General features: G+C 63.7%; 21 protein-coding genes. 16 read left to right on the plus strand and 5 right to left on the minus strand.

Annotated features, from left to right (window positions below; translation table 11 throughout):
- Positions 1-74 precede the first annotated feature (74 nt).
- From gluQRS to LPB072_RS08535, 3 genes are all read right to left on the minus strand, one after another.
- Positions 75-977 carry a tRNA glutamyl-Q(34) synthetase GluQRS gene (gene gluQRS / locus LPB072_RS08525; RefSeq protein WP_066094821.1) on the minus strand — a complete coding sequence of 301 codons (903 nt, stop codon included), beginning with the start codon at positions 975-977 and terminating at the stop codon, positions 75-77.
- Between the two features lie 98 nt (positions 978-1075).
- On the minus strand, positions 1076-2101 hold the full coding sequence (locus tag LPB072_RS08530) for an NAD(P)/FAD-dependent oxidoreductase (protein ID WP_066094824.1): 1026 nt from the start codon (positions 2099-2101) through the stop codon (positions 1076-1078).
- 218 nt (positions 2102-2319) lie between these two features.
- Positions 2320-3267 carry a LysR family transcriptional regulator gene (locus LPB072_RS08535; RefSeq protein ID WP_066094146.1) on the minus strand — a complete coding sequence of 316 codons (948 nt, stop codon included), beginning with the start codon at positions 3265-3267 and terminating at the stop codon, positions 2320-2322.
- A gap of 137 nt (positions 3268-3404) precedes the next feature.
- Here LPB072_RS08535 and LPB072_RS08540 point away from each other — a divergent pair, with 137 nt between their 5' ends.
- From LPB072_RS08540 to LPB072_RS08550, 3 genes are all read left to right on the plus strand, one after another.
- Positions 3405-4106, plus strand: coding sequence for a pirin family protein (locus LPB072_RS08540; RefSeq protein ID WP_066094148.1), 702 nt, complete (start codon positions 3405-3407; stop codon positions 4104-4106).
- Between the two features lie 78 nt (positions 4107-4184).
- Entirely contained in the window at positions 4185-4592 is a 408-nt protein-coding gene (locus tag LPB072_RS08545; protein WP_066094150.1) for a DoxX family protein, read from the plus strand.
- A gap of 70 nt (positions 4593-4662) precedes the next feature.
- Positions 4663-5217, plus strand: coding sequence for a flavodoxin family protein (locus tag LPB072_RS08550; protein ID WP_066094153.1), 555 nt, complete (start codon positions 4663-4665; stop codon positions 5215-5217).
- Here LPB072_RS08550 and LPB072_RS08555 read toward each other — a convergent pair whose 3' ends face one another.
- Both LPB072_RS08555 and LPB072_RS08560 read right to left on the minus strand, forming a co-directional pair.
- The gene (locus LPB072_RS08555; protein ID WP_066094156.1) at positions 5218-6996 is read right to left on the minus strand and encodes a monovalent cation:proton antiporter-2 (CPA2) family protein; all 1779 of its coding nucleotides are present in this window, start codon (positions 6994-6996) and stop codon (positions 5218-5220) included.
- A 115-nt stretch (positions 6997-7111) separates the two neighbouring features.
- Positions 7112-7774 (minus strand): phosphatase PAP2 family protein, encoded by a 663-nt coding sequence (locus tag LPB072_RS08560; RefSeq protein WP_066094159.1) that lies wholly within the window; start codon positions 7772-7774, stop codon positions 7112-7114.
- Positions 7775-8055: 281 nt separating this feature from the next.
- Here LPB072_RS08560 and LPB072_RS08565 point away from each other — a divergent pair, with 281 nt between their 5' ends.
- The 13 genes from LPB072_RS08565 (at position 8056) to LPB072_RS08625 (ending at position 19379) form a co-directional block, all read left to right on the plus strand.
- Positions 8056-8301, plus strand: a complete 246-nt coding sequence (locus LPB072_RS08565; RefSeq protein ID WP_082877111.1) for an acyl carrier protein — start codon at positions 8056-8058, stop codon at positions 8299-8301.
- Positions 8298-9578, plus strand: coding sequence for a beta-ketoacyl-[acyl-carrier-protein] synthase family protein (locus tag LPB072_RS08570; RefSeq protein ID WP_066094165.1), 1281 nt, complete (start codon positions 8298-8300; stop codon positions 9576-9578). Before LPB072_RS08565 ends, LPB072_RS08570 begins: the two co-directional genes overlap by 4 nt.
- Positions 9575-9859 carry a phosphopantetheine-binding protein gene (locus LPB072_RS08575; RefSeq protein WP_066094168.1) on the plus strand — a complete coding sequence of 95 codons (285 nt, stop codon included), beginning with the start codon at positions 9575-9577 and terminating at the stop codon, positions 9857-9859. The genes LPB072_RS08570 and LPB072_RS08575 overlap by 4 nt, the downstream gene beginning before the upstream one ends.
- 37 nt (positions 9860-9896) lie before the next feature.
- On the plus strand, positions 9897-11255 hold the full coding sequence (locus tag LPB072_RS08580; RefSeq protein WP_066094827.1) for an AMP-binding protein: 1359 nt from the start codon (positions 9897-9899) through the stop codon (positions 11253-11255).
- Positions 11252-11575: a 3-hydroxyacyl-ACP dehydratase FabZ family protein gene (locus tag LPB072_RS24135; RefSeq protein ID WP_066094170.1), complete on the plus strand. Its 324-nt coding sequence runs from the start codon at positions 11252-11254 to the stop codon at positions 11573-11575. The genes LPB072_RS08580 and LPB072_RS24135 overlap by 4 nt, the downstream gene beginning before the upstream one ends.
- On the plus strand, positions 11572-12477 hold the full coding sequence (locus LPB072_RS08590; RefSeq protein ID WP_066094173.1) for an LpxL/LpxP family acyltransferase: 906 nt from the start codon (positions 11572-11574) through the stop codon (positions 12475-12477). Before LPB072_RS24135 ends, LPB072_RS08590 begins: the two co-directional genes overlap by 4 nt.
- Positions 12474-13043 (plus strand): LolA family protein, encoded by a 570-nt coding sequence (locus LPB072_RS08595; protein WP_066094177.1) that lies wholly within the window; start codon positions 12474-12476, stop codon positions 13041-13043. The genes LPB072_RS08590 and LPB072_RS08595 overlap by 4 nt, the downstream gene beginning before the upstream one ends.
- Positions 13040-15382 (plus strand): MMPL family transporter, encoded by a 2343-nt coding sequence (locus LPB072_RS08600; protein WP_066094180.1) that lies wholly within the window; start codon positions 13040-13042, stop codon positions 15380-15382. The genes LPB072_RS08595 and LPB072_RS08600 overlap by 4 nt, the downstream gene beginning before the upstream one ends.
- Entirely contained in the window at positions 15379-16065 is a 687-nt protein-coding gene (locus LPB072_RS08605; RefSeq protein WP_066094183.1) for an alpha/beta hydrolase, read from the plus strand. The genes LPB072_RS08600 and LPB072_RS08605 overlap by 4 nt, the downstream gene beginning before the upstream one ends.
- Positions 16062-16862, plus strand: coding sequence for a polysaccharide deacetylase family protein (locus LPB072_RS08610; protein ID WP_066094188.1), 801 nt, complete (start codon positions 16062-16064; stop codon positions 16860-16862). Before LPB072_RS08605 ends, LPB072_RS08610 begins: the two co-directional genes overlap by 4 nt.
- A gap of 89 nt (positions 16863-16951) precedes the next feature.
- Complete coding sequence (locus LPB072_RS08615) at positions 16952-18142, plus strand: beta-ketoacyl-[acyl-carrier-protein] synthase family protein (protein WP_066094830.1); 1191 nt, start codon at positions 16952-16954, stop codon at positions 18140-18142.
- On the plus strand, positions 18139-18951 hold the full coding sequence (locus LPB072_RS08620) for a beta-ketoacyl synthase chain length factor (protein ID WP_066094191.1): 813 nt from the start codon (positions 18139-18141) through the stop codon (positions 18949-18951). The genes LPB072_RS08615 and LPB072_RS08620 overlap by 4 nt, the downstream gene beginning before the upstream one ends.
- Before the next feature lie 41 nt (positions 18952-18992).
- A complete protein-coding gene (locus LPB072_RS08625) occupies positions 18993-19379 on the plus strand; it encodes a 3-hydroxylacyl-ACP dehydratase (protein ID WP_082877092.1) in 387 nt (128 codons plus the stop codon).
- The last annotated feature ends 4 nt before the right edge of the window (positions 19380-19383 follow it).

The raw sequence follows: 19383 nt of genomic DNA on the forward strand, positions 1-19383 counted from the left end.
GGGTACGGGTGAAACTCGGCCAATGGGGTACCCAAAAAAGCGAACGCACGCGGGATCGAAAGAGCGCTTGAACGTCAACCCTGAACGCTACCTTCGTGGGCTTGCAGCGCACGCCGCCAAGCCTGCACCCAACGGGTTAAAGCGGCTGAAACCGTGCCTGTGCACTTGGGCAAATTCAGCAATCTGGCTGCCTGGTTGAGGCTTTGCAATGGCTGAGTGGTATCCAGAGGCGTGGCCTGGTTTTGCTTGCTGAGCTTTTCGCCGTTGTGGCCCAAGACCAAAGGCGTGTGGCGGTAGGCGGGGGTGGGCAAGGCCAGCGCTTGTTGCAGCAGGATCTGGCGCGGCGTGTTGTCGGCCAGGTCCTGGCCGCGAACCACATGGGTGATGCCTTGTGCGGCGTCGTCGACCACCACGGCCAATTGGTAGGCCCATAGCCCGTCAGCGCGTTTCAGTACAAAGTCGCCGACCTCGTCGGCCACGTGTTGCCGTTGTTCGCCCAGCTGCTGGTCCTGCCAAATCACCTCGGAAGGCGACGGGACGGCGAAGCGCCAGGCCCTTGCAGGCCGGCCTTGCAGTCCACCGCGCCCGGGGCGGCAGGTGCCTGGGTACACCGCTGCCTGGTGGCGTTCGGTTTGCACACCTTGTGCGCTCAGCGCGGCTTCGATGTCTTTGCGGGAGCAGGCGCAGGGGTAGACCTGCCCGCCTTCAATCAGATGATCAAGCGCCGACTGGTACAACGCCGAACGCTGCGATTGCCAGATGACGGGTTCGTCACTGATCAGGCCGCAGGCAGCGAGCTGCTGAAGAATGGTTTGATCTGCGCCGGGTATGCAGCGCGGTGTGTCTACATCTTCGATGCGTACCAGCCAGGTGCCTCCCTGGGCTTTGGCGTCAAGCCAGCTGGCCAAGGCAGCTACAAGTGAGCCCGCATGCAGCGGGCCCGTGGGTGAGGGCGCAAAGCGTCCTCTGTAAGCAATTGCCCCCACGCTCCGCCGCTGTCGCGGGTCGCTGCCTCCCGAGGGGGCTGCCTCGCCTTGGGGCGGCCCGGCGGCGAAGTTGTTCGCCACCGACGGATTCACGCTATCGCCAGCGCCAGATCCAGGCCGGAGACAAACGCGTCTTCGACGCGGTGGCCCAGGCACCAGTCGCCACACAGACCAATGCCGAGGGACTTGTCGAAAATGTGTGACTTCCCCAGTGGCACTTGCGTCTGGGCAAAGCGCCAGCGGTGCACCACGGCGTGGGCCGGGGTGGCGCGAATCCCGGTGATTTCGGCGAAGCCCTTGAGCATTTTTCCCTTGACGCGATCCTCGCTGTCTTCCAGGTGCTTGCTCGACCAGGCGGGGCTGGCCTGAACCGTCCAGCGCTCGATGCGTTCGCGGCCGGGCTTGCTGTTTTCGCGGGCCAGCCAACTGATGCGGTGGTGGGTGCTGCGGGCCGCGTTCCATTGGGGCCCAATGTGCGGCAGGTTGGGCTGCATGGCGTTGGGGAAGGCCACCATGAGTGTCCAGCAAGGGGCCACGGTGACTTTGTTGAGTTGCTGGCGCAGTTCTGGCGAATGGCCTGAGGCCATCAGCAAGTCGTGGGTTTGCAAATGGGGCAGTGCCAGCACCACGCGGTCAAAGCCGCCGTACACATGCTGACCACCCTCTGTGTCTTCGGCGCGCAATTGCCATTGTTCGGCGTTGAGCGCGTCGCGTTCAAGGTGGGTGACGCGGGTCTCCATGACCGTGCGCGCGCCACTCACGTTGTGGCGCTCCGGATGAGCCAGCGGCTGGGCCCAGTGGCTTACCAGGCCGCTCATGCCTGGCATGGCCACAAAATGGGGTTCGCTTGGTGGCGGGGCGCTGGCGAGCACGTGACCCAGTTCGTCGAGCACGCGCACCGTGCTCACGCTCCATGCCTTGACCTGATCCTGCGCGGTGAGCAGCACTTGGGCGAAGCGCTTGTCGCGCACGGTGAAATATTGAGCGCCGTGGTCGAAACCGCCGAACTCGGTGCGGCGGGTGGCCATGCGGCCGCCAAAGCCCTGGCTCTTTTCGATCAGGGTGACTTGATGGCCCGCCTGCAGCAGCGTTCGTGCGCAGACCACGCCGGCCATGCCGCCACCCACCACCGCGATGTGCAGTGCCTGGGTCTTGGTTGCAGGCGGTTTTTTGCGCACCGCCGCTGGGGCGCGCGCTGGTCTGGACGGGGCTGTGGGGGTTTTGCTTTTTTTCATGTCGCCTCTTCGGTTGGCCAATATGCGTCCGACTGTAGCAGCCCCTGTGCGCGTGTGGGCCTGCGGCGGAACAAGATTGCTTGGGGTGTTTACGGAGGTCAGATCTGGTGGTGGTTGTGCAGCAAAGCTTCGCGGGTGGTGGCGTGTTCCAGCCGCTCTAGCCACCAGCGCAGGGCACGCCCGGTTTCCGGGGTGCTCCGTGGTCTTCGCCAGGCGTAGTTGAGGGCGAACGGGGCCCGGGGTTGCTCCAGCGCCTTGACGATGAGCCGACCGCTGTCGATATACGGTTGTGCGAGCGCCTGCGGCATGTAGCCTGCCCCCAGACCCCGCAGCTGGGCTTCAAGTTTGTGTTGCATGGTGGGAACCGTGAGCACGTCTTGGCCCGCTGCCAGTCCAAAGGTGATGCCGCTGCCGCGCTGGGTGGAATCGGCCACGGCCACGGCGCGGTGTGCGCGCAGCTCGTCGTCGCAGAGCGCATGCGTGAGCGGAGCCAAAGGGTGGTGGGGTGCAACCACATAGACAAACTGCATCGCGCCCAGCCGGGCGCTCTGGATATCGGGCAAGCTCACCTCGCTGGTCACGCCCAGCGCCAGATCTGCCTGACCGCTTTGCAGTGCTTCCAGCGTGCCCGAGAGGGTTTCTGCGCGAATCTTGATCCGGGTGGGGCCACCTTGCGCGTAGAAAGCTTCGCAGAGTTCAAACAACGTGGCGCGGGCAATGATGGCATCGGCCGCGATGGTGAACTGGGGCTCCCAGCCGGTGGCCACGCGTTTGACGCGCTCGGCCACAGCGTCGAGCTCTTGCAGCAGCGTTTGCCCCGCGCGCAGCAACTCGGCCCCTGCGGGCGTGAGCTGGGCGCGGCGTGCGCTGCGGTCAAACAGCAGCACATCCAGCGAGTCTTCGACCTGGCGTACGCGGTAGGTCAGCGCGCTGGGCACCATGCCCAGCTCCCGGGCAGCGGCAGCCATGCTGCCCAGCCGGTGCACGGCCTCGATCAACCCCAGGTTTTCGGGCGACAAGGCGGCACGGGGCGTTGTTTTGGACATGGTTGGGGCTTGAAATGTTCAGAAAATTTGAATGATGCCATCAATGCCATGCCGACGCTCGGGAGGGTGGGGATTCCACAATACCCCTCATGCCCCGAAGCCATTCCGGACCAGGCGGCAAACAAAGGATAGCCACCATGATGCAAGTTCGACGCTCCAACGCCCGTGGTCAAGCCGACCACGGTTGGCTGAAAAGCCAGCATTCGTTCTCATTTGCCGAATTCCACGATCCGCGCTGGATGGGCTGGGGCAACCTGCGGGTCATCAACGAAGACCGCATCGCCCCCGGCACCGGTTTTGGTACCCACGGTCACCGCGATATGGAGATCATCAGCTACGTGCTGGAAGGCAACCTGGCCCACAAAGACAGCATGGGCAATGTCAAAGGCATTCCGCCTGGCGATGTCCAGCGCATGAGCGCGGGCTCCGGCGTGCGCCACAGCGAGTTCAACCACGCGCCCAATCAGACGACCCATTTTTTGCAGATCTGGATCGAGCCGAATGTGCGGGGTATCGAGCCCGGCTATGAGCAAAAGACTTTCCCCGCGAGCGAGAAACGCGGGCAGTTGAAGCTGGTGGCCTCGCCCGACGGTGCCAGTGGTTCGGTGAGCATGCATGCCGATGCGGCCATGTACGCAGGACTGTTCGATGGGGCGGACGAGGCCGAGCTGGCGCTCGATCCCCTGCGCATGGCGTATGTGCATCTGGTGCGCGGCTCGCTGGAGGTCAATGGTGAGCGGCTGCAGGCGGGTGATGCCGTGGCCTTGGCCGGGGAGTCCAAAGTCACTTTGGGCGCGGGTCAGGACGCCGAAGTTCTGGTGTTCGATCTGGCCCCCTGATCGTTTGTTGCGTTGCCGGGTTGACGCAAGTCGACCCGCTCTTTCTTCTTTCCCCTGTTTCACTTTTCTGGAGCTTTCATGAACGCGTTGAAGAACCCCCTGGCCTTGTTGGGCCGTGTTTTGCTGGCCGTGTTTTTTGTGCCCGCCGGCTTCGGCAAGATCGCCGGTTTCGCCGGCACCGTGGGCTACGCAACGGCCATGGGTCTGCCGTTGCCGCAGGTGGGCGTGGCGATCGCGCTGGTGGTAGAAATCCTGGGTGGTCTGGCTTTGCTGGTGGGTTTTCAGACCCGTTATGCCGCGCTGGCGCTGGCCTTCTTCACCCTTGTGGCCAGCTACTTCTTCCATGGCTACTGGGCTTTGCCTGCAGACCAGCAAATGATGCAGCAACTGATGTTCTTCAAGAACATCGGCGTGGTCGGTGGTTTGCTGGCTTTCGCGGCCCATGGCGCCGGGGCCTTCAGCCTTGACGCCCGTCGCCAAGCCTGAGCCGGATCGTTCATTTCCCCAACCCGCGTGGCCGGATGGTCTGGCTGCGCACCTTTCAAGAGGTCTTCTCATGTCCAAAGTTGTCGTGGTTTTTCATTCGGGATACGGCCACACCCATCGCATGGCACAGTCGGTGGCTGATGGTGCCCAAGCCGAATTGCTGGCCATTGACGCCGACGGCAATTTGCCAGAGGGCGGCTGGGAGTTGCTCAACGAGGCCGACGCCATCATCATGGGCAGCCCCACCTACATGGGTTCGGTGAGCTGGCAATTCAAGAAATTCGCCGATGCGTCCAGCAAACCCTGGTTTTCTCAGGCCTGGAAAGACAAAATCGCGGCCGGCTTCACAAACTCCGCAGGCATGAACGGTGACAAGCTGTCCACACTGAACACCTTGTTCACCCTGGCCATGCAGCACGGCATGATCTGGGTCAGCCAGGGCCTGATGCCCAGCAACACCAAGGGGGCGCAACGCAACGATGTGAACTACCTGGTGTCATACAGCGGCGCCATTGCGCAAAGCCCTTCCGATGCAGGTGCCAACGAAATGTTGCCAGGCGATCTGGAAACCGCGCGCCTCTTCGGTGAACGCGTGGCGGGCATCGCTGCCAAATTCAAGGGCTGATCATTGCCCCGGGCTGCTGGTGGTGCGCACCGGGCTCAACGGCTCGGGCGCCAGCATCTGGCTGGCGTAAGTCGGGTCGGGTTTGATGCCTTCGCAGACCTGGATCGTGAGCCGCTCCTGGTCGCGCAGGCGTATGTTGTCGATGACTTCCCGCGCTTCGGCGCTGTCGAGCCCAAGCCGCTCCAAAGCTGAGCACCCCAGCGAAAGCGCCGACTCCAGTGTTTCGCGCTGTTGTACGTCTGCCCCGGCCTGTATGAGTTCGATGGCGTGCAGTCGGTCATAGGCCCGGGCCAGTACCGCAGCCTGCGGGAATTCGCTTTTGACCAGGGTCACGATGTGCATGCAGGCATCGCGATCGTCTACGCAGACCATGATGACTTGTGCGTGCTGCGCGCCCGAGGCGTGAAGTATGTCGAGCCGTGCCCCATCGCCGTAGTAGACCTTGTAGCCAAAACGCGCCGCATCGCGGATGCGGTCAGGATTGTTGTCGATGGTGGACACCTCGAAACCCTGTGCCAGCAAGCCCTGGCTGGCGATCTGGCCGAATCGGCCGAAGCCGATCAACAGAACTTTTCCTTTGAGGTCCAGCGCGGCTTCGGTGTCGTGCATGGAAGGCGACTCAGCTGGAATCAGGTGTTTGGCCAGGATCAGCACCAGCGGGGTCAACGCCATCGACAGAATGATCACGGCCGACAGGAGCGCTTGCGTCGGTGCGTCGATCAGGCCCTGCGTTTGAGCCGCGGCAAACAAAACGAAAGCAAATTCGCCCCCTTGGGCAAACAGGGTCATGCGCGAAACCGCTGTTCTCCGGTTGCTGCCGAAGAGGCGCGCCACGGTGTAAATGCCCACCGCCTTGACCGCCATGTAGCCCAGCAACACCACGCCGATGAACATCCATTGCTGGATCACCAGGGCGAGATCGAGCGACATGCCCACGGCCAGAAAGAAGAGACCCAGCAGAATGCCTTTGAAGGGTTCTATGTCCACCTCGATCTGGTGGCGGTAGCTCGAACCCGAGAGCAACACGCCCGCCATGAATGCGCCCATGGCCATGGAGAGACCGGCGGCTTCCATCAGCAAGGCCGCGCCCAACACCACCAGCAAGGCACCCGCCGTCAATACCTCGCGTGCCCGGGAAGCGGCCAGCAAGGCAAACACCGGGTTGATCACCCAGCGCCCCGCCGCGTACAACAAGGCCACGGCCGCCAGCGCCACGCCCACCGACTGCCAGCCGTTGCTCGAGGTGGCCGTATGGTCGGGCGCGAGAAAGGCCACCAGGATCAGCAGCGGTACCACGGCCAGGTCTTCCAGAAGCAAGATGGAAACGGCTTGCTGCCCGGCCACGGTATGGGTTTCACCGCGTTCGTTGAGCACCTGGGCCACGACCGCAGTGGAAGACAGCACGAATCCCGCCGCACCCACAAAGGCGACGAGCGCCGACAGACCCAGCAACAGCCCCAGTCCGCTGAGCAACGCGGTGCACAACAAGACCTGCGCCAGTCCCAGGCCAAAAATGTCCTGTCTCAGGCTCCAAAGCCGCTGCGGCCGCATCTCCAGCCCGATGATGAACAGGAACATCACCACCCCGAGTTCGGACACATGAAGAATGGCTTGCGGGTCGGTGAACAAAGCCACACCCGAAGGCCCGACCAGCAAGCCGGCCGCGAAGTAGGCCAGCACCGAACCCAGTCCCAGCTTTCGAAACAGGGGCACAGCGACCACTGCGGCCCCGAGCAGGGTGACGATGGGGCCAAGGGTTTGGGATACTTCGCTGGACATGGGGTCCCTTTGAGTGAAGGCCATCGCGAGCTTGGCGCGGAGAGGCTGTTGGGTGACAGGTTTGGGGTCTGGTGGTTGCGCTGAATAGGCTGCTGGGTCGAGGGGCAGATACGGCCTATATTTCCAGCAGTTCGCTGCGGCGGTCGAGCGCGCGCAGTGAGCCCCATGCGAACACCGCGCCGACACCAGCACCGGCAATGACATCCAGTGCAACGTGTTGCAGCGTGGCCATGGTTGACCACGCGATGGCCACACAATGCAAGGCATTCACCCAGTGCAGCCACTGGGGTGCGCCCACTTTGGACAATATGCGTTGCAGCCAGAATGCGGTGAAGACGGCCGAGGCTACATGCAAGGAGGGGCAGGCATTGCCCGGTGCGTCTACCCCTTTGATAAGCGAGAGCCCAGGGTAAAGGCTCCAGTCGATGTCAAAGGTGGGCGTTTGTGTGGGGATCCACCAGAAAACGAGAAGGCAAGCGACGCACATGGCCGATACCCACAGACCAAAATGCAGCAGCGCGCGAAAATTGAGCAAAAAAGCCGGTGGAAGCGACACGTACACCCAGAGTGAGATGTAGATCGAGTAGGCCCATGGGGTGAGTGGGATCCAGCGATCGATGACCAACGTGGGTACTTCGATGGGTGGGTTGGCCGGGTTCTCGAGAATGGTGAAGTAGGCCCAGAAAAAGAGGGTCATGAATACCGTGGTGCCCACCCCCTTGAGCCACCAGAGCACGGTGAACCGTTGACCCAGCGCCCGGGCCCAGGGCGCGATCATGCGGAGCCCTCCGGTGAGCCCGGATGTGCCACGGGTGTGAATTGGGAGTGCGGGGCGCTGAAAAGTGTCATGAGCAAGCGAAACAAGCCGTGTGTTCGGCGGGCGGGTTCTTGGGTGGCTGCGGGTACAATCAAATGCTCAAAAAGTACGCAAAGATGGCCTGTTCGGGCCTTTTCCCGTCCAGTCCTTTCGCGAGTTTTCAGTTCGGTTGCCACCACTGGGTGGTTGCCTTGCCCATCCAGGCGGTGGGTGTGAAGCTCGCATTAGCTTAAATGTATGTCATGCAATCCATCGAATTGATAGCCAAGTTCCTTAATGACCGTTTGGGGGCAGAACGCGAACAGGTTGTTGAGTCTGCCGTGTTGGTCGACCTTGGCGTTGACTCCCTGATGCTCGCCGAGTTGATGTTTGAGGCTGAAGACAACCTGGGCATCTCCATCGATTCCGACGTGGAAATCCCGAAGACGGTCGGCGAGATGGTGACGCTGCTTGACGGTTTGCTGGCGGCAAAAGCTTCTTCCTCATGAGCGGGCGTCGCGTTGCGGTGACGGGCCTGGGGCTCGTGAGCCCCTATGAAGAAGCAGGCATCGACGCATTCTTCGAAAACTTGCTCAACGGCCGTTCTGCGGTTCGCTTTTTGCAGACCGATGACGTGCCGCGCCCGTTGGCGATGCCGTTTGTGATGTGTCAGGGTTTCGATCCTGGCGCCGCCTTGGGCAAACCGCTGGCCAGCATGATGGAGCGGTTTTCCCAATTGGGCGTGGCCGCGGCGTTTGAGGCCTGGGCCGACGCCGGGCTGCAGCGCGAGGCCGATGCACCGGAACTGCGTGATGACTGGGATTGCCTTTGGGGTACCGCGCTGGGTGGCGTGATGGCTTTTGAAAAAGGCTATCGCGATATGTGGCAGAAGGGCCGCGAGCGCTTGTCACCGCTGTCTGTCGTGATGGGGATGAACAACGCGGTTAACGCCCACCTGTCGATTCAACTCGGTCTGGGCGGAGCCAGTCAGACCTACACGGTCGCGTGCGCCTCTTCTTCGGTGGCGATAGGCGAGGCTTTTCGGCGTGTGCGTTCGGGGGAGGCCACTGTCGCCATCACTGGAGGCTCTGACGCAACGCAAACCTATGGCGTGGCGCGCGCCTGGGACGCAATGCGGCTTGTTTCGCCCGGCGACGAGCTCACTGCACCTGCCGCCTGCCGGCCTTTTGCATCGGACCGCCGAGGCTTGGTGCTGGGCGAGGGCGCAGCGGCACTGGTCCTTGAGGATTGGGAGCACGCGGTACAGCGCGGTGCGCGCATTCACGCTGAAATGGTCGGTTATGGCGCCAGTTGTGATCGCAGCCATCTGGTGCGCCCGGAAGCTGAAGGCCAGGTTCGGGCCATCCGTGCCGCGTTGAAAGACGGCCAATTGAATCCCGAAGACATTGGCTATGTGAATGCCCACGGTACGGCAACACTTGAAGGTGACCCGACCGAGGTGGCGGCGTTGAAGGTGGTCTTTGGCGATCGGGCCCAGGCCCTGCCCGTGAGTGCCACCAAATCGATGCACGGTCATCTGATGGGGGCAGGCGGAGCGATTGAAGCCGTGACAACGGTGATGAGTCTTTGTCATCAGGCCATTGCGCCAACGGCGAATCTGGCCGGCCGGTTGGACCCGGCCTGTGGTGGTGTCGACCATGTTTTTGAAGGGCGGCGCCAGGTGCCATTTCACGCAGCGCTGTCCAATTCTTTTGCCTTTGGTGGCAGCAATGCGGTGTTGGCGTTTCGCAGCGCCGGAAACGCACCCCATGGAGGCAAATCTTGACCGAATCGAATGCAGTAGCCGATATCGATCAACTGATACCCGAAGTGGCCGCCTTGATCGTTGAAGCCCTGAACCTGGACGTGGCGGCGGGCGACATCGAACCCGATGGGGCCTTGTATGGCGATACCCTGGGACTCGATTCAATCGATATGCTGGAGCTGTCGTTGTCGGTGTCCAGGCACTACGGGTTTCAGCTGCGTTCGGATGGCGAACAGAACCAGTTGATCTTTGCTTCGCTGCGCACTCTGTGTGCCCACATCGCCCAACACCGCACAAAATGAACCCGTTCTCTTTTCGCCTGTTTCGGGGAGCGATGGGGTGACGGGTGCTGAACTGCCACTGGTGAGCAGTGCTGCGCTGGATGATGTCATCGCATGGCGCCCTGAAGGGGCGGTGCCTGTGCGCACATTCCTGGCCGATGCCCAGCGAGCGGCCAAAGCCCTGCCTTCGTCCGGCTGGGTGGTCAATCTTTGTGAAGACCGGTACCACTTTGCCGTGGTGTTCGCGGCCTGTCTGTTGACCGGCAAGACCAGCCTTCAGCCTGCCTCCCATTCCATCCAGACGCTGGGGCAACTGGCCCGGGACCATGCCGGCGCATTCGCGGTCACCGACACCGGGTTCGACCAGTTGCCTTTGCCGCGGGTGGTTTTTGTCGACCTCCAGGCCGGTGAAACCGAGCCGGTGGACGGCATACCGGTGATTGCCGGCGAGCGGGTGGTGGCGGTGCTGTTCACCTCGGGCTCAACCGGCTTGCCGCAGGCGCACGGCAAAACCTGGGCCATGCTGGTGGCCAATGGCCGCGCAGAGGCCGAAGGATTGGGCTTGCTGGGCAGCCACACCGCCCTGGTGGGCACGGTGCCGGTTCAACACAGCTACGGATTCGAGTCCACATTTTTGATGGCCTTGCACGGGGGCTGTGCGTTCTGGAGCGGTCGGCCGTTTTACCCGCAAGACGTGGCGGAATCCGTGCAGGCGGTGCCCCGTCCACGCATGGTGGTGACCACGCCGTTTCATTTGGGCAACATGCTGGCATCGGACGTGGTCTGGCCTGCGGTGGATGCCTGGCTGTCGGCCACGGCGCCACTGGATGCACAGCTGGCCGCGCAGGTTGAGGCGCGCAGCGGTGCACCGGTGTTCGAGATCTACGGATCCACCGAGTCGTCGCAACTGGCCTGGCGCAGAACCACCGCAGGGCTCGCCTGGCGCTTGTTGCCGGGTGTGCAACTGCTGCAAAGCGGGGACGAAACCTGTGCCGACGGCGGCCATGTGGGTGGCCGTGTGCCTTTGTCGGACCTGATCGAACTGCAGGCCGACCGGCGGTTCCTGCTGCACGGCCGCCATGCCGATTTGATCAACATCGCGGGCAAGCGCACCTCGCTGGCTTACCTCAACCACCAGTTGCTCGCCATTGACGGCGTGGATGACGGGGCCTTTTTCATGCCCGACGAGCCCGCAGAGGGTGCCGGGCAGCAGGTTGTGCGGCTGGCCGCATTCGTGGTGGCGCCCCGGTTGACACGTTCGGTGTTGATGGCAGCCTTGCGGGTGCGCGTGGATCCCATTTTCATGCCGCGACCGCTGGTGTGGGTCGAGGCCCTGCCGCGCAACCCCATGGGCAAGCTGCCGCGCTCGGCTCTGCAGTCGCTCTACGGGCAAAACAGCAAGAAAGCATCAGCATGACCGAGCAGCGTTTCACCTGGCAGGTGCCGTTGACGCACCCGGCCTTTGCAGGGCACTTCCCCGGAAACCCGATCTTGCCGGGCGTGGTGCTGCTGGACCGAGCCCTTCTTTGTGCCCAGGCTGCGATGGACGCCGGCGAAGGCACGCTTGCCGGGGCTGGCTGGACCGTGTCTCAAAGCAAATTCCTGAGCCCTGTGGGGCCGGGCGAAGAACTCGGCTTCGCCCTCACGCCGGACGCCCGCGGTGGCTGGCGGTTCAACGTTCAAGGCGCCGACGGGCGCGCTGTGGCCTCGGGCAGTTTGACCGCGCAGCAGGCATGACCGAAGACGGACAAGCCGACTGGATGCAGCAGGAGGAACGCAGCCACGCCCTGGTGCTGCGTTTCATGGTCTGGCTGTCGCTCACTTTTGGGCGGCGACTGGGGCGTGTGGTGCTGCATGGCATCACCGCCTACTTTGTTTTGTTCGCACCCACAGCGCGCCGTGCGAGCCGTCAATACCTGGAACGTGCGCTGGGAAGACCCGCGGGCTGGCGCGATGGCTACCGCCACGTATTGAGTTTTGCCAGCACCATCCACGACCGCATCTACCTGCTCAACGACCGGTTCAGCGATTTTGATATCCAGGTCCAGGGTGTGCAGGCGGTGCGCGGCAGCCTGAAAGATGGAGAGGGCGCATTTCTGGTGGGCGGGCACCTGGGCAGCTTTGAGGCCCTGCGTGCTGTGGGCTGGGGTGCCGGCGGGTTGAAGGTGGCCATGCTGATGTACAAGGACAATGCCCGCAAGCTCAACGACACCCTGGCGGCCATCAATCCCAGGGCCATGCAAGATATCATCCCGCTGGGCCGGGTCGAGTCGATGCTGGAAGTGCGCGACAAGCTGCAGAATGGCTACATGGTGGGCATGCTGGCAGACCGCACGCTCGGTGATGACGCCATGGAAATGATCGAGTTCCTGGGACACCCGGCACCGTTCCCGGTCGGGCCCTGGCGTCTGGCTGCGATGCTGAAACGCCCCGTTTTTTTCATGGCCGGCCTCTACATGGGCGGCAACCGCTATGAGCTGCACTTTGAGCAGCTGGCCGATTTTTCTCAAGTGGAACGCGCCGATCGCCAGGCGGCGATTGAGCAGGCCATGGCGCGTTACGTCAGTTGCATGGAGCGCTACTGCAGGCGCCAGCCCTACAACTGGTTCAATTTTTTCAATTTTTGGCGGACCAAATGAAGCGATTTGTTCGATGGGCAATTCTGGGGCTGGGTCTGGTGGCTTCGTTGGCGCATGCGGCCTACAGCGTGGACCAGCTGATGGCCGACCTCGCCCAGAACAAGGGTGGCCGGGCGCGCTTTGTCGAGAAGCGTTTTGTGGCCTTGCTAGACAAGCCGGTGGTGGCGTCGGGCGAAATGCTCTACACCCCGCCACACCGTCTGGAAAAGCACACCTTGCTGCCCAAGCCCGAGAGCATGGTGCTCGACAAAGACACGCTCAGCATGGAGCGCGACAAGCGGCGCATGTCGATCAATGTGTCGAGCCGGCCCGAGGCACAGGCATTCGTCGAGAGCATCCGCAGCACGCTGTCTGGCAACCGGCAGGCCCTGGAAGCGCATTACCGACTGGAACTCGAGGGCGAGCGCACTGGCTGGACACTGACCTTGCTGCCCACCGAGCCGGAGATCGCTGCGCTGCTGCAGCGTGTCACCGTCAGTGGCAGCCACAAGCAGGTGCAACGCATCGAGTACCTGCAGGTCGATGGTGACCGCTCGGAGCTGACCATCGAGGTTCTCGAACCATGATGTCATCGCGCTTGCGCGTTTTTCTGCTGTGGGTGCTGCTGATGTGTGGCGGCGTGGCGGTGGTGGCCAACAGCCGCTTCTCGACCGATATTTCCTTCTTCCTGCCTTCGCGACCCACCCCGGAGCAGCAGGTTCTGGTGAATCAGTTGCAAGATGGCTCGGTGTCGCGTCTGTTGATGCTGGCGGTCGAGGGCGGCAGCGAGTCCCAGCGCGCGCAGGCCTCCCGCGCCATGCGCAAAGGCTTGCTGGCGGGCGGGCAATTTGTGTCGGTGCAAAACGGCGAAGCCGCCGCCACCGATGGTGAGCGCGATTTCTTTTTGCGCTACCGCTACCAGCTCAGCCCGGCTGTCAACGAGCAGCGTTTCTCCGAAGCCGGTTTGCGCGAGGCCGTGGGCGACACGATCCAGTCGCTCGCCTCGCCGATGGGGTTGTTGATCAAGCCTTTCCTGGCGCAAGACCCCACGGGCGAGCTGCTTGCGGTGCTGGAGCAGCTCAACCCCGGGGCGCAGCCCGAGATGCGGGCCGGCGTCTGGGCATCGCGCGATGGCGAGCGCGCCATGATGTTGCTCGAAACGCGTGCGCAAGGCTCCGACATCGATGGCCAGGCCCAGGCCATCGAGCGGGTTCGCGAAGCGTTCGACACCGCCAAAGCCGGCCTGGCTAGCGGTGGCGGGGCAGACCTGTCCATGCAATTGTCGGGGCCGGGCCTGTTTGCTGTGCAGTCGCGTGAATCCATCAAGGCGGAAGTGTCCAAGCTGCTGCTGATCAGCACCCTGGGCATCGTCGGCGTCTTGTTGTGGGCCTACCGTTCGCCCCGCTTGCTGGCGCTGGGCTTGTTGCCGATGCTGAGCGGTGCACTGGCCGGTGCGGTGGTTGTGAGCCTGGTGTACGGCACCGTCTTCGGCATCACGGTGGGTTTTGGCTCTGCGTTGATCGGCGAGGCCGTGGACTACGCCATTTACTTTTTTGTGCAATCGGGCCGCCTCGGCCTGACGCACTGGCGGCGCTCCTTCTGGCCCACCATTCGCCTGGGCGTGATGACGTCGGCTCTGGGTTTCGGGGCGCTGCTTTTCTCGGGTTTTCCGGGCCTTGCCCAACTGGGTCTGTATGCGCTGTCGGGCGTTGTCACTGCGGCCTTGGTGACGCGGTTTGTTCTGCCCATTCTGGCCGGGCAAGTGCACAGCGTGCCCGAGCCCGGGCGCTGGGTGCACAGCGTGTTGACGCTGCTGGGGCAGGCCTACCGCCTGCGCATCGGGGTGCTGGCCCTGGCCATGGCAGCGGGCTCTTACCTGTGGCTGGAACGTGGCAATTTGTGGGGGGCCAATTTGTCGGCCTTGTCCACCGTGACCGAGGCCGAGGGCGCCAACGACGGGCGTTTGCGCGCCGATCTGGCCGCGCCCGATGCGCGCTACCTTGTCTTGGTGACAGGCGCCAGCCAGGAGGCCGCACTTCAGGCGGCAGAGCAGGTCGGAGACCTGCTGAATGGTCTGGTGGGTGAAGGTGTGATCGGTGGATACGACACCCCGGTGCGGTTTCTGCCCAGTGCAGAGCGGCAAAACCGGCGTCTGGCGGCTTTGCCCGAGCCTGCTGTGCTGCAGGCTCGCCTGGCAGCGGCGCTCGTGGATTCACCCTTGTCGGCCAGCAAGCTGGGCCCGTTCGTCGAAGGCGTGGCGTCGGCGCGATCTGCCGGCCCGCTCCAGCGCAAAGACCTCGACGGCACTGCGATGGCGCTCGCGGTCGACGCCATGCTGACCCAGAGTGCCGGGGGCTGGAACGTGATGCTGCCCTTGCGCCTGCCTTCTGACGAAGGCGACATGCCCGTGGACCGTCTCGAATCGGCCCTGGCCGGCAGCGGTGCGGTGTTTGTCGACATGAAGGGCGAATTCGACACGTTGTATGGCGGTTATGTAAGCGAAGCCGTGCGCCTGTCTTTGGCGGGTTGCGCCTTGATCGTGCTCTTGCTGGCGTTTACGCTGCGCTCGCCCGTCCGGTTGATGCGGGTGCTGGTCACCCTGGTGCTCACGGTGGCGGTGGTGATTGCCGGGCTGCATGCGTCGGGCGAAAAACTGCATTTGCTGCACCTCGTGGGCATGTTGCTCATTGTGGCGGTGGGGTCGAACTACGCGCTGTTCTTTGACCGTGCGGCGGGAGGCGAGCCCCTGGATGCGGCCACGCTCATGTCTCTCTGCGTGGCGACCCTGACCACCGCCATTGGCTTTGGCACACTGGCGGCGTCCCGTGTACCGGTGTTGAACGCCATTGGCACCACCGTCGGGCCCGGCGCACTCCTGGCACTTTTGCTCGCGGCCGTCTTCGTCTACCCCCCACAACGCCGATGACCGTCCTCCAGGCCCTGAGCGCAATCACCGACTGCCAGTGCGCACCGTCGTTGATGGTGCTTTTGCCGGGCGCCCTGATGACCCCTCAGCACATGGTGGACGCGGGCATGTTCAGCGCGGTGCGCGAGCGGGGCTTGAACCTCGACTTGCTCGCGGTGAACCTGCATGCCCTGGGCGACAGCAACAGTGAGGCGCTGCGGGTGTTGGCTGACGACGTGGTGACACCGGCCCGGGCGCAGTACGAGCACGTGTGGCTCACAGGCATTTCGCGCGGCGGGCAGCTCACGCTGTCCTGCCTGGCCGAGCATGCCGTTCCAGTGGACGGCGTTTGTTTGCTGGCGCCTTATCCGGGCAACCGTTTAACCATCAACCACATCCGCAGGGCAGGGGGACTCGATGCCTGGGAACCCAGTGAAGCAGAGTTGAAGGATGCGGAGTTCCGCATGTGGCATTGGTTGCAGCGCCCCGATTTTCAAAATCCCATGTTTCTCGGCTATGGCGCTCAAGACCGCTTTGCCGATGGCATGCGGTTGCTGGTCAAGCAGCTTCCTCATGCCGTTTTCGCCGAGGTGGCGGGCGAACACGACTGGGCTGCCTGGATGCCGCTGTGGACCCGGTTTCTGGATGCGGGCCACTTTGACCCGCGCGCTGGTGATGCCGTTGAAAAAGGGGGGACGCCATGAGCCGACCCTGGAGACCCGCGCCCTTTTTGAAGGCCTCGGTTGCCTTGCATGGGGCTGCGGCCGTGGGTGCGGCGGTGGTTCCCGGGGCCTGGCCCTGGGCGCTGGGCGCACTGGTGGTGAACCACGCGGCTTTGACGGTCTCGGGCTTGTTGCCACGGTCCACCTGGCTGGGGCCCAACTGGGTCTCGCTGCCCAGCGCGTCGGCGGCTCGGCGGGAGGTGGCCCTCACGATCGATGACGGGCCCGATCCGGAGGTCACGCCGCAGGTGCTGGATCTGCTGGACGAGGCCGGTGTTCGCGCCACGTTCTTTTGCATTGGCTGGCGCGCCCGCCAGGCGCCCGCCTTGTGCCGCGAAATCGTGGCCCGGGGCCACGGCGTCGAAAACCATGGGGATTCGCATTCCAATGCGTTTTCACTGTTCGGTCCCAAGCGCATGCGTGCCGACATCGCCGCCGCCCAGGCCACGCTGGCCGATCTCACCGGCCAGGCGCCGCGCTTTTTCCGCGCCACGGCGGGCTTGCGCAATCCCTTGCTGGAGCCGGTGCTGGCGGAGCTGGATTTGCAACTGGCCGCCTGGACCCGGCGCCCGTTTGACACGGTCAATGCCGACCCCGAGCGTGTGTTGCAGCGCCTGACCCGCGACCTGGGCCCCGGCGATATTCTGCTCATGCACGATGGCCACGCCGCACACACCGCTTCTGGCGAGCCTGTGATTCTCAGCACCTTGCCCCGTTTGTTGCAGCGTTTGAAGCAGGCCGACCTGAACCCCGTCACCTTGCAGGAAGCCGAACGGTGACCGCCGAGGACCGCGCCACGCACCAAAAGTACCGACTGCCGGTCTGGCCCATCCTCTAAGATCCTTTCTTTGACCGATTGAACCGCCCTGTGTACCCATTACAACTTTCCGCCTTCACCCTGACGACTTGCCTAGGTCAGGGCGTGCAGGCCAACCGGGAGGCCCTTCGCGCAGAGCGATCGGGTCTGAAGCCTTGCGATTTCGAGTCGGTGGCGCTGGAAACGTGGATCGGTGCCGTTGATGGCGTTGACGCCGTTCAATTGCCCGCGCATCTGAGCCGGTTTGACTGCCGCAACAACCGCCTGGTGCAAATGGGCTTGCAAGCCGATGGTTTTGCCGAGCAGGTCAAGCGCGCCACGCAGCGCTACGGGGCCGACCGCGTGGGTGTGTTTCTCGGCACCAGCACCGCCGGCATCTTGCAAACCGAACTGGCTTACCGCCGGCGCGACCCTGAAACCGGTGCATTGCCGGCCGATTTTGATTACGGTGGCTCGCACAACGCGTTTTCACTGGCGGCCTTTGCGCGTGAATACCTCGGCCTGGAAGGCATGGCCATGGCGATCTCCACGGCTTGTTCATCGAGCGCCAAGGTGTATGCCGCTGCCGCGCGCCAGATCGCGTTGGGCACCATCGATGCTGCCGTGGTCGGGGGTGTGGACTCCCTGTGCCTGACCACCCTGTATGGATTTGCTTCTCTGCAATTGACCTCGACCCAGCCTTGCCGGCCATACGACCCCAGCCGCGACGGTTTGTCCATCGGCGAAGGCGCGGGCTTTGCCTTGCTGGAGCGGGCCGAGGGCGCTGCACCTGGCTCGGTGATGCTGCTGGGTGTGGGCGAGTCCAGCGACGCGCACCACATGTCAGCCCCCCACCCGGAAGGCCTGGGCGCACGCATGGCCATGGCCGCTGCGCTCAAGGCGGCGGGTCTGGTCGCCGCTGACATCGACTACATCAACCTGCACGGCACCGCGACGCCGGCCAACGATGCCGCCGAAGGCTTGGCCGTTGCCGCCGAATTCGGCCGCCGCGTGCCTTGTAATTCCACCAAGGGCGCCACCGGCCACACGCTGGGAGCCGCCGGCGCGATTGAAGCGGTGATATGTGCCATGGCACTGATCGATGGCCGCCTGCCGGGCAGCCCTGGTACGCAGCAACTCGACCCTGGGCTGGATTTGAACTACGCACAACACGGCAGCGATGCCCCCTTGAAGCGCGCCTTGTCCAACTCGTTTGGCTTCGGCGGCAGCAACTGCAGCATGATTCTGGGGGTGCAAGCATGAGCGCACAGCCGGCTCTCAAGATGCAGGCCTGGATCGACGGCATCGGCTTCATCGCGCCCGGCATGCCGGATTGGGCTGTGGCCAGCGCGGTGCTGCGCGGCGAGCAGCCTTATGTGTCTGCCTCCTCGGTATTGCCGGTCCCCACGCTGCTGCCCTCGGCGGAACGCCGCCGTGCCAGCCGTGTGATCAAGCTCAGCCTGGGGTTGGGGCTGGAAGCGGTGGCCCACGCCGGGGCCGATGCGGGCACGCTCGCCACGGTGTTCAGCGCATCGGGTGCCGATGGCCACAACTGCCACGCCCTGTGCGAACAGCTGGCCACAGACGATCGGCAGCTCTCGCCCACGCGTTTTCACAATTCGGTGCACAACGCGGCCGCCGGTTATTGGGGCATTGCCACGCGCTGCATGGCCCCGTGCCAGGTGGTGGGTGCGTTTGACGCCAGTCTGGGCGCTGGCTTGCTGGACGCGATGGCCCAGGTGGCTTGCACCGGGGAGTCGGTCTTGCTGGTGGCCTATGACAGCGAGTACCCGCAGCCCTTGTTCGCCAAGCGCGACACCCCCGATTGCGCCGGTGTGGCCCTGGTGTTGAGCGCCCGGCCCGGCCCGAACGCCAAAGCCCGGATTCAGTTGCACACCACGCGCGCGCGCGCAGCCACCATGGCCGACCCGGCCCTTGAGCAACTGCGCCAGCAGGTGCCGGCCATGCGCGCGTTGCCATTTTTGCAGCGTCTCGCGCGTGGCGAGAGCGGTTCGGTGGTCCTGGACTACCTGGCACCGCAACAGATCGAACTGGACGTGACACCGTGTTAGACCGGGCCTGGATCGCAGCCCACATCCCCCACCAGGGCACGATGTGCCTGCTCAATGCCGTGCTGGAATGGGATGAATCCCGCATCGTTTGCGAAGCACTGAGCCACACCCTGCCCGACAACCCCTTGCGTGCCGAGGGGCGCCTGGGCGCGGCGTCGGGTGTTGAATACGCAGCCCAGGCCATGGCGGTTCACGGGGGCCTGCTGGCTCCCGAGGGCGGCGAGCCCACGCAGGGCTACCTGACCAGCGTGCGGGGTTTGAATTTGCACACCACGCGCCTCGATGATGTGACGGGCCCTTTGCGTGTGACCGCCGAGCGGCTGTCCGGTGATGCCCGTCTCATTCTTTATCAATTTCAAATACACCATGGTGACCGCTGCCTGCTGGATGGGCGCGCGTCGGTGGTGCTCGATGCCCAAACCCTATGAACGA

This window comes from Hydrogenophaga crassostreae, from assembly GCF_001761385.1.
Taxonomy (GTDB): domain Bacteria; phylum Pseudomonadota; class Gammaproteobacteria; order Burkholderiales; family Burkholderiaceae_C; genus Hydrogenophaga; species Hydrogenophaga crassostreae.

Bases quoted from the DNA above. Each gene is read 5' to 3' on its own strand.
- LPB072_RS08530 (WP_066094824.1), bottom strand. From the start codon at position 2,101: ATGGCCGGCGTGGTCTGCGCACGAACGCTGCTGCAGGCGGGCCATCAA.
- LPB072_RS08535 (WP_066094146.1), bottom strand. From the start codon at position 3,267: ATGTCCAAAACAACGCCCCGTGCCGCCTTGTCGCCCGAAAACCTGGGG.
- LPB072_RS08540 (WP_066094148.1), top strand. From the start codon at position 3,405: ATGATGCAAGTTCGACGCTCCAACGCCCGTGGTCAAGCCGACCACGGT.
- LPB072_RS08545 (WP_066094150.1), top strand. From the start codon at position 4,185: ATGAACGCGTTGAAGAACCCCCTGGCCTTGTTGGGCCGTGTTTTGCTG.
- LPB072_RS08550 (WP_066094153.1), top strand. From the start codon at position 4,663: ATGTCCAAAGTTGTCGTGGTTTTTCATTCGGGATACGGCCACACCCAT.
- LPB072_RS08555 (WP_066094156.1), bottom strand. From the start codon at position 6,996: ATGTCCAGCGAAGTATCCCAAACCCTTGGCCCCATCGTCACCCTGCTC.
- LPB072_RS08560 (WP_066094159.1), bottom strand. From the start codon at position 7,774: ATGATCGCGCCCTGGGCCCGGGCGCTGGGTCAACGGTTCACCGTGCTC.
- LPB072_RS08565 (WP_082877111.1), top strand. From the start codon at position 8,056: ATGCAATCCATCGAATTGATAGCCAAGTTCCTTAATGACCGTTTGGGG.
- LPB072_RS08570 (WP_066094165.1), top strand. From the start codon at position 8,298: ATGAGCGGGCGTCGCGTTGCGGTGACGGGCCTGGGGCTCGTGAGCCCC.
- LPB072_RS24135 (WP_066094170.1), top strand. From the start codon at position 11,252: ATGACCGAGCAGCGTTTCACCTGGCAGGTGCCGTTGACGCACCCGGCC.
- LPB072_RS08590 (WP_066094173.1), top strand. From the start codon at position 11,572: ATGACCGAAGACGGACAAGCCGACTGGATGCAGCAGGAGGAACGCAGC.
- LPB072_RS08595 (WP_066094177.1), top strand. From the start codon at position 12,474: ATGAAGCGATTTGTTCGATGGGCAATTCTGGGGCTGGGTCTGGTGGCT.
- LPB072_RS08600 (WP_066094180.1), top strand. From the start codon at position 13,040: ATGATGTCATCGCGCTTGCGCGTTTTTCTGCTGTGGGTGCTGCTGATG.
- LPB072_RS08605 (WP_066094183.1), top strand. From the start codon at position 15,379: ATGACCGTCCTCCAGGCCCTGAGCGCAATCACCGACTGCCAGTGCGCA.
- LPB072_RS08610 (WP_066094188.1), top strand. From the start codon at position 16,062: ATGAGCCGACCCTGGAGACCCGCGCCCTTTTTGAAGGCCTCGGTTGCC.
- LPB072_RS08620 (WP_066094191.1), top strand. From the start codon at position 18,139: ATGAGCGCACAGCCGGCTCTCAAGATGCAGGCCTGGATCGACGGCATC.
- LPB072_RS08625 (WP_082877092.1), top strand. From the start codon at position 18,993: ATGTGCCTGCTCAATGCCGTGCTGGAATGGGATGAATCCCGCATCGTT.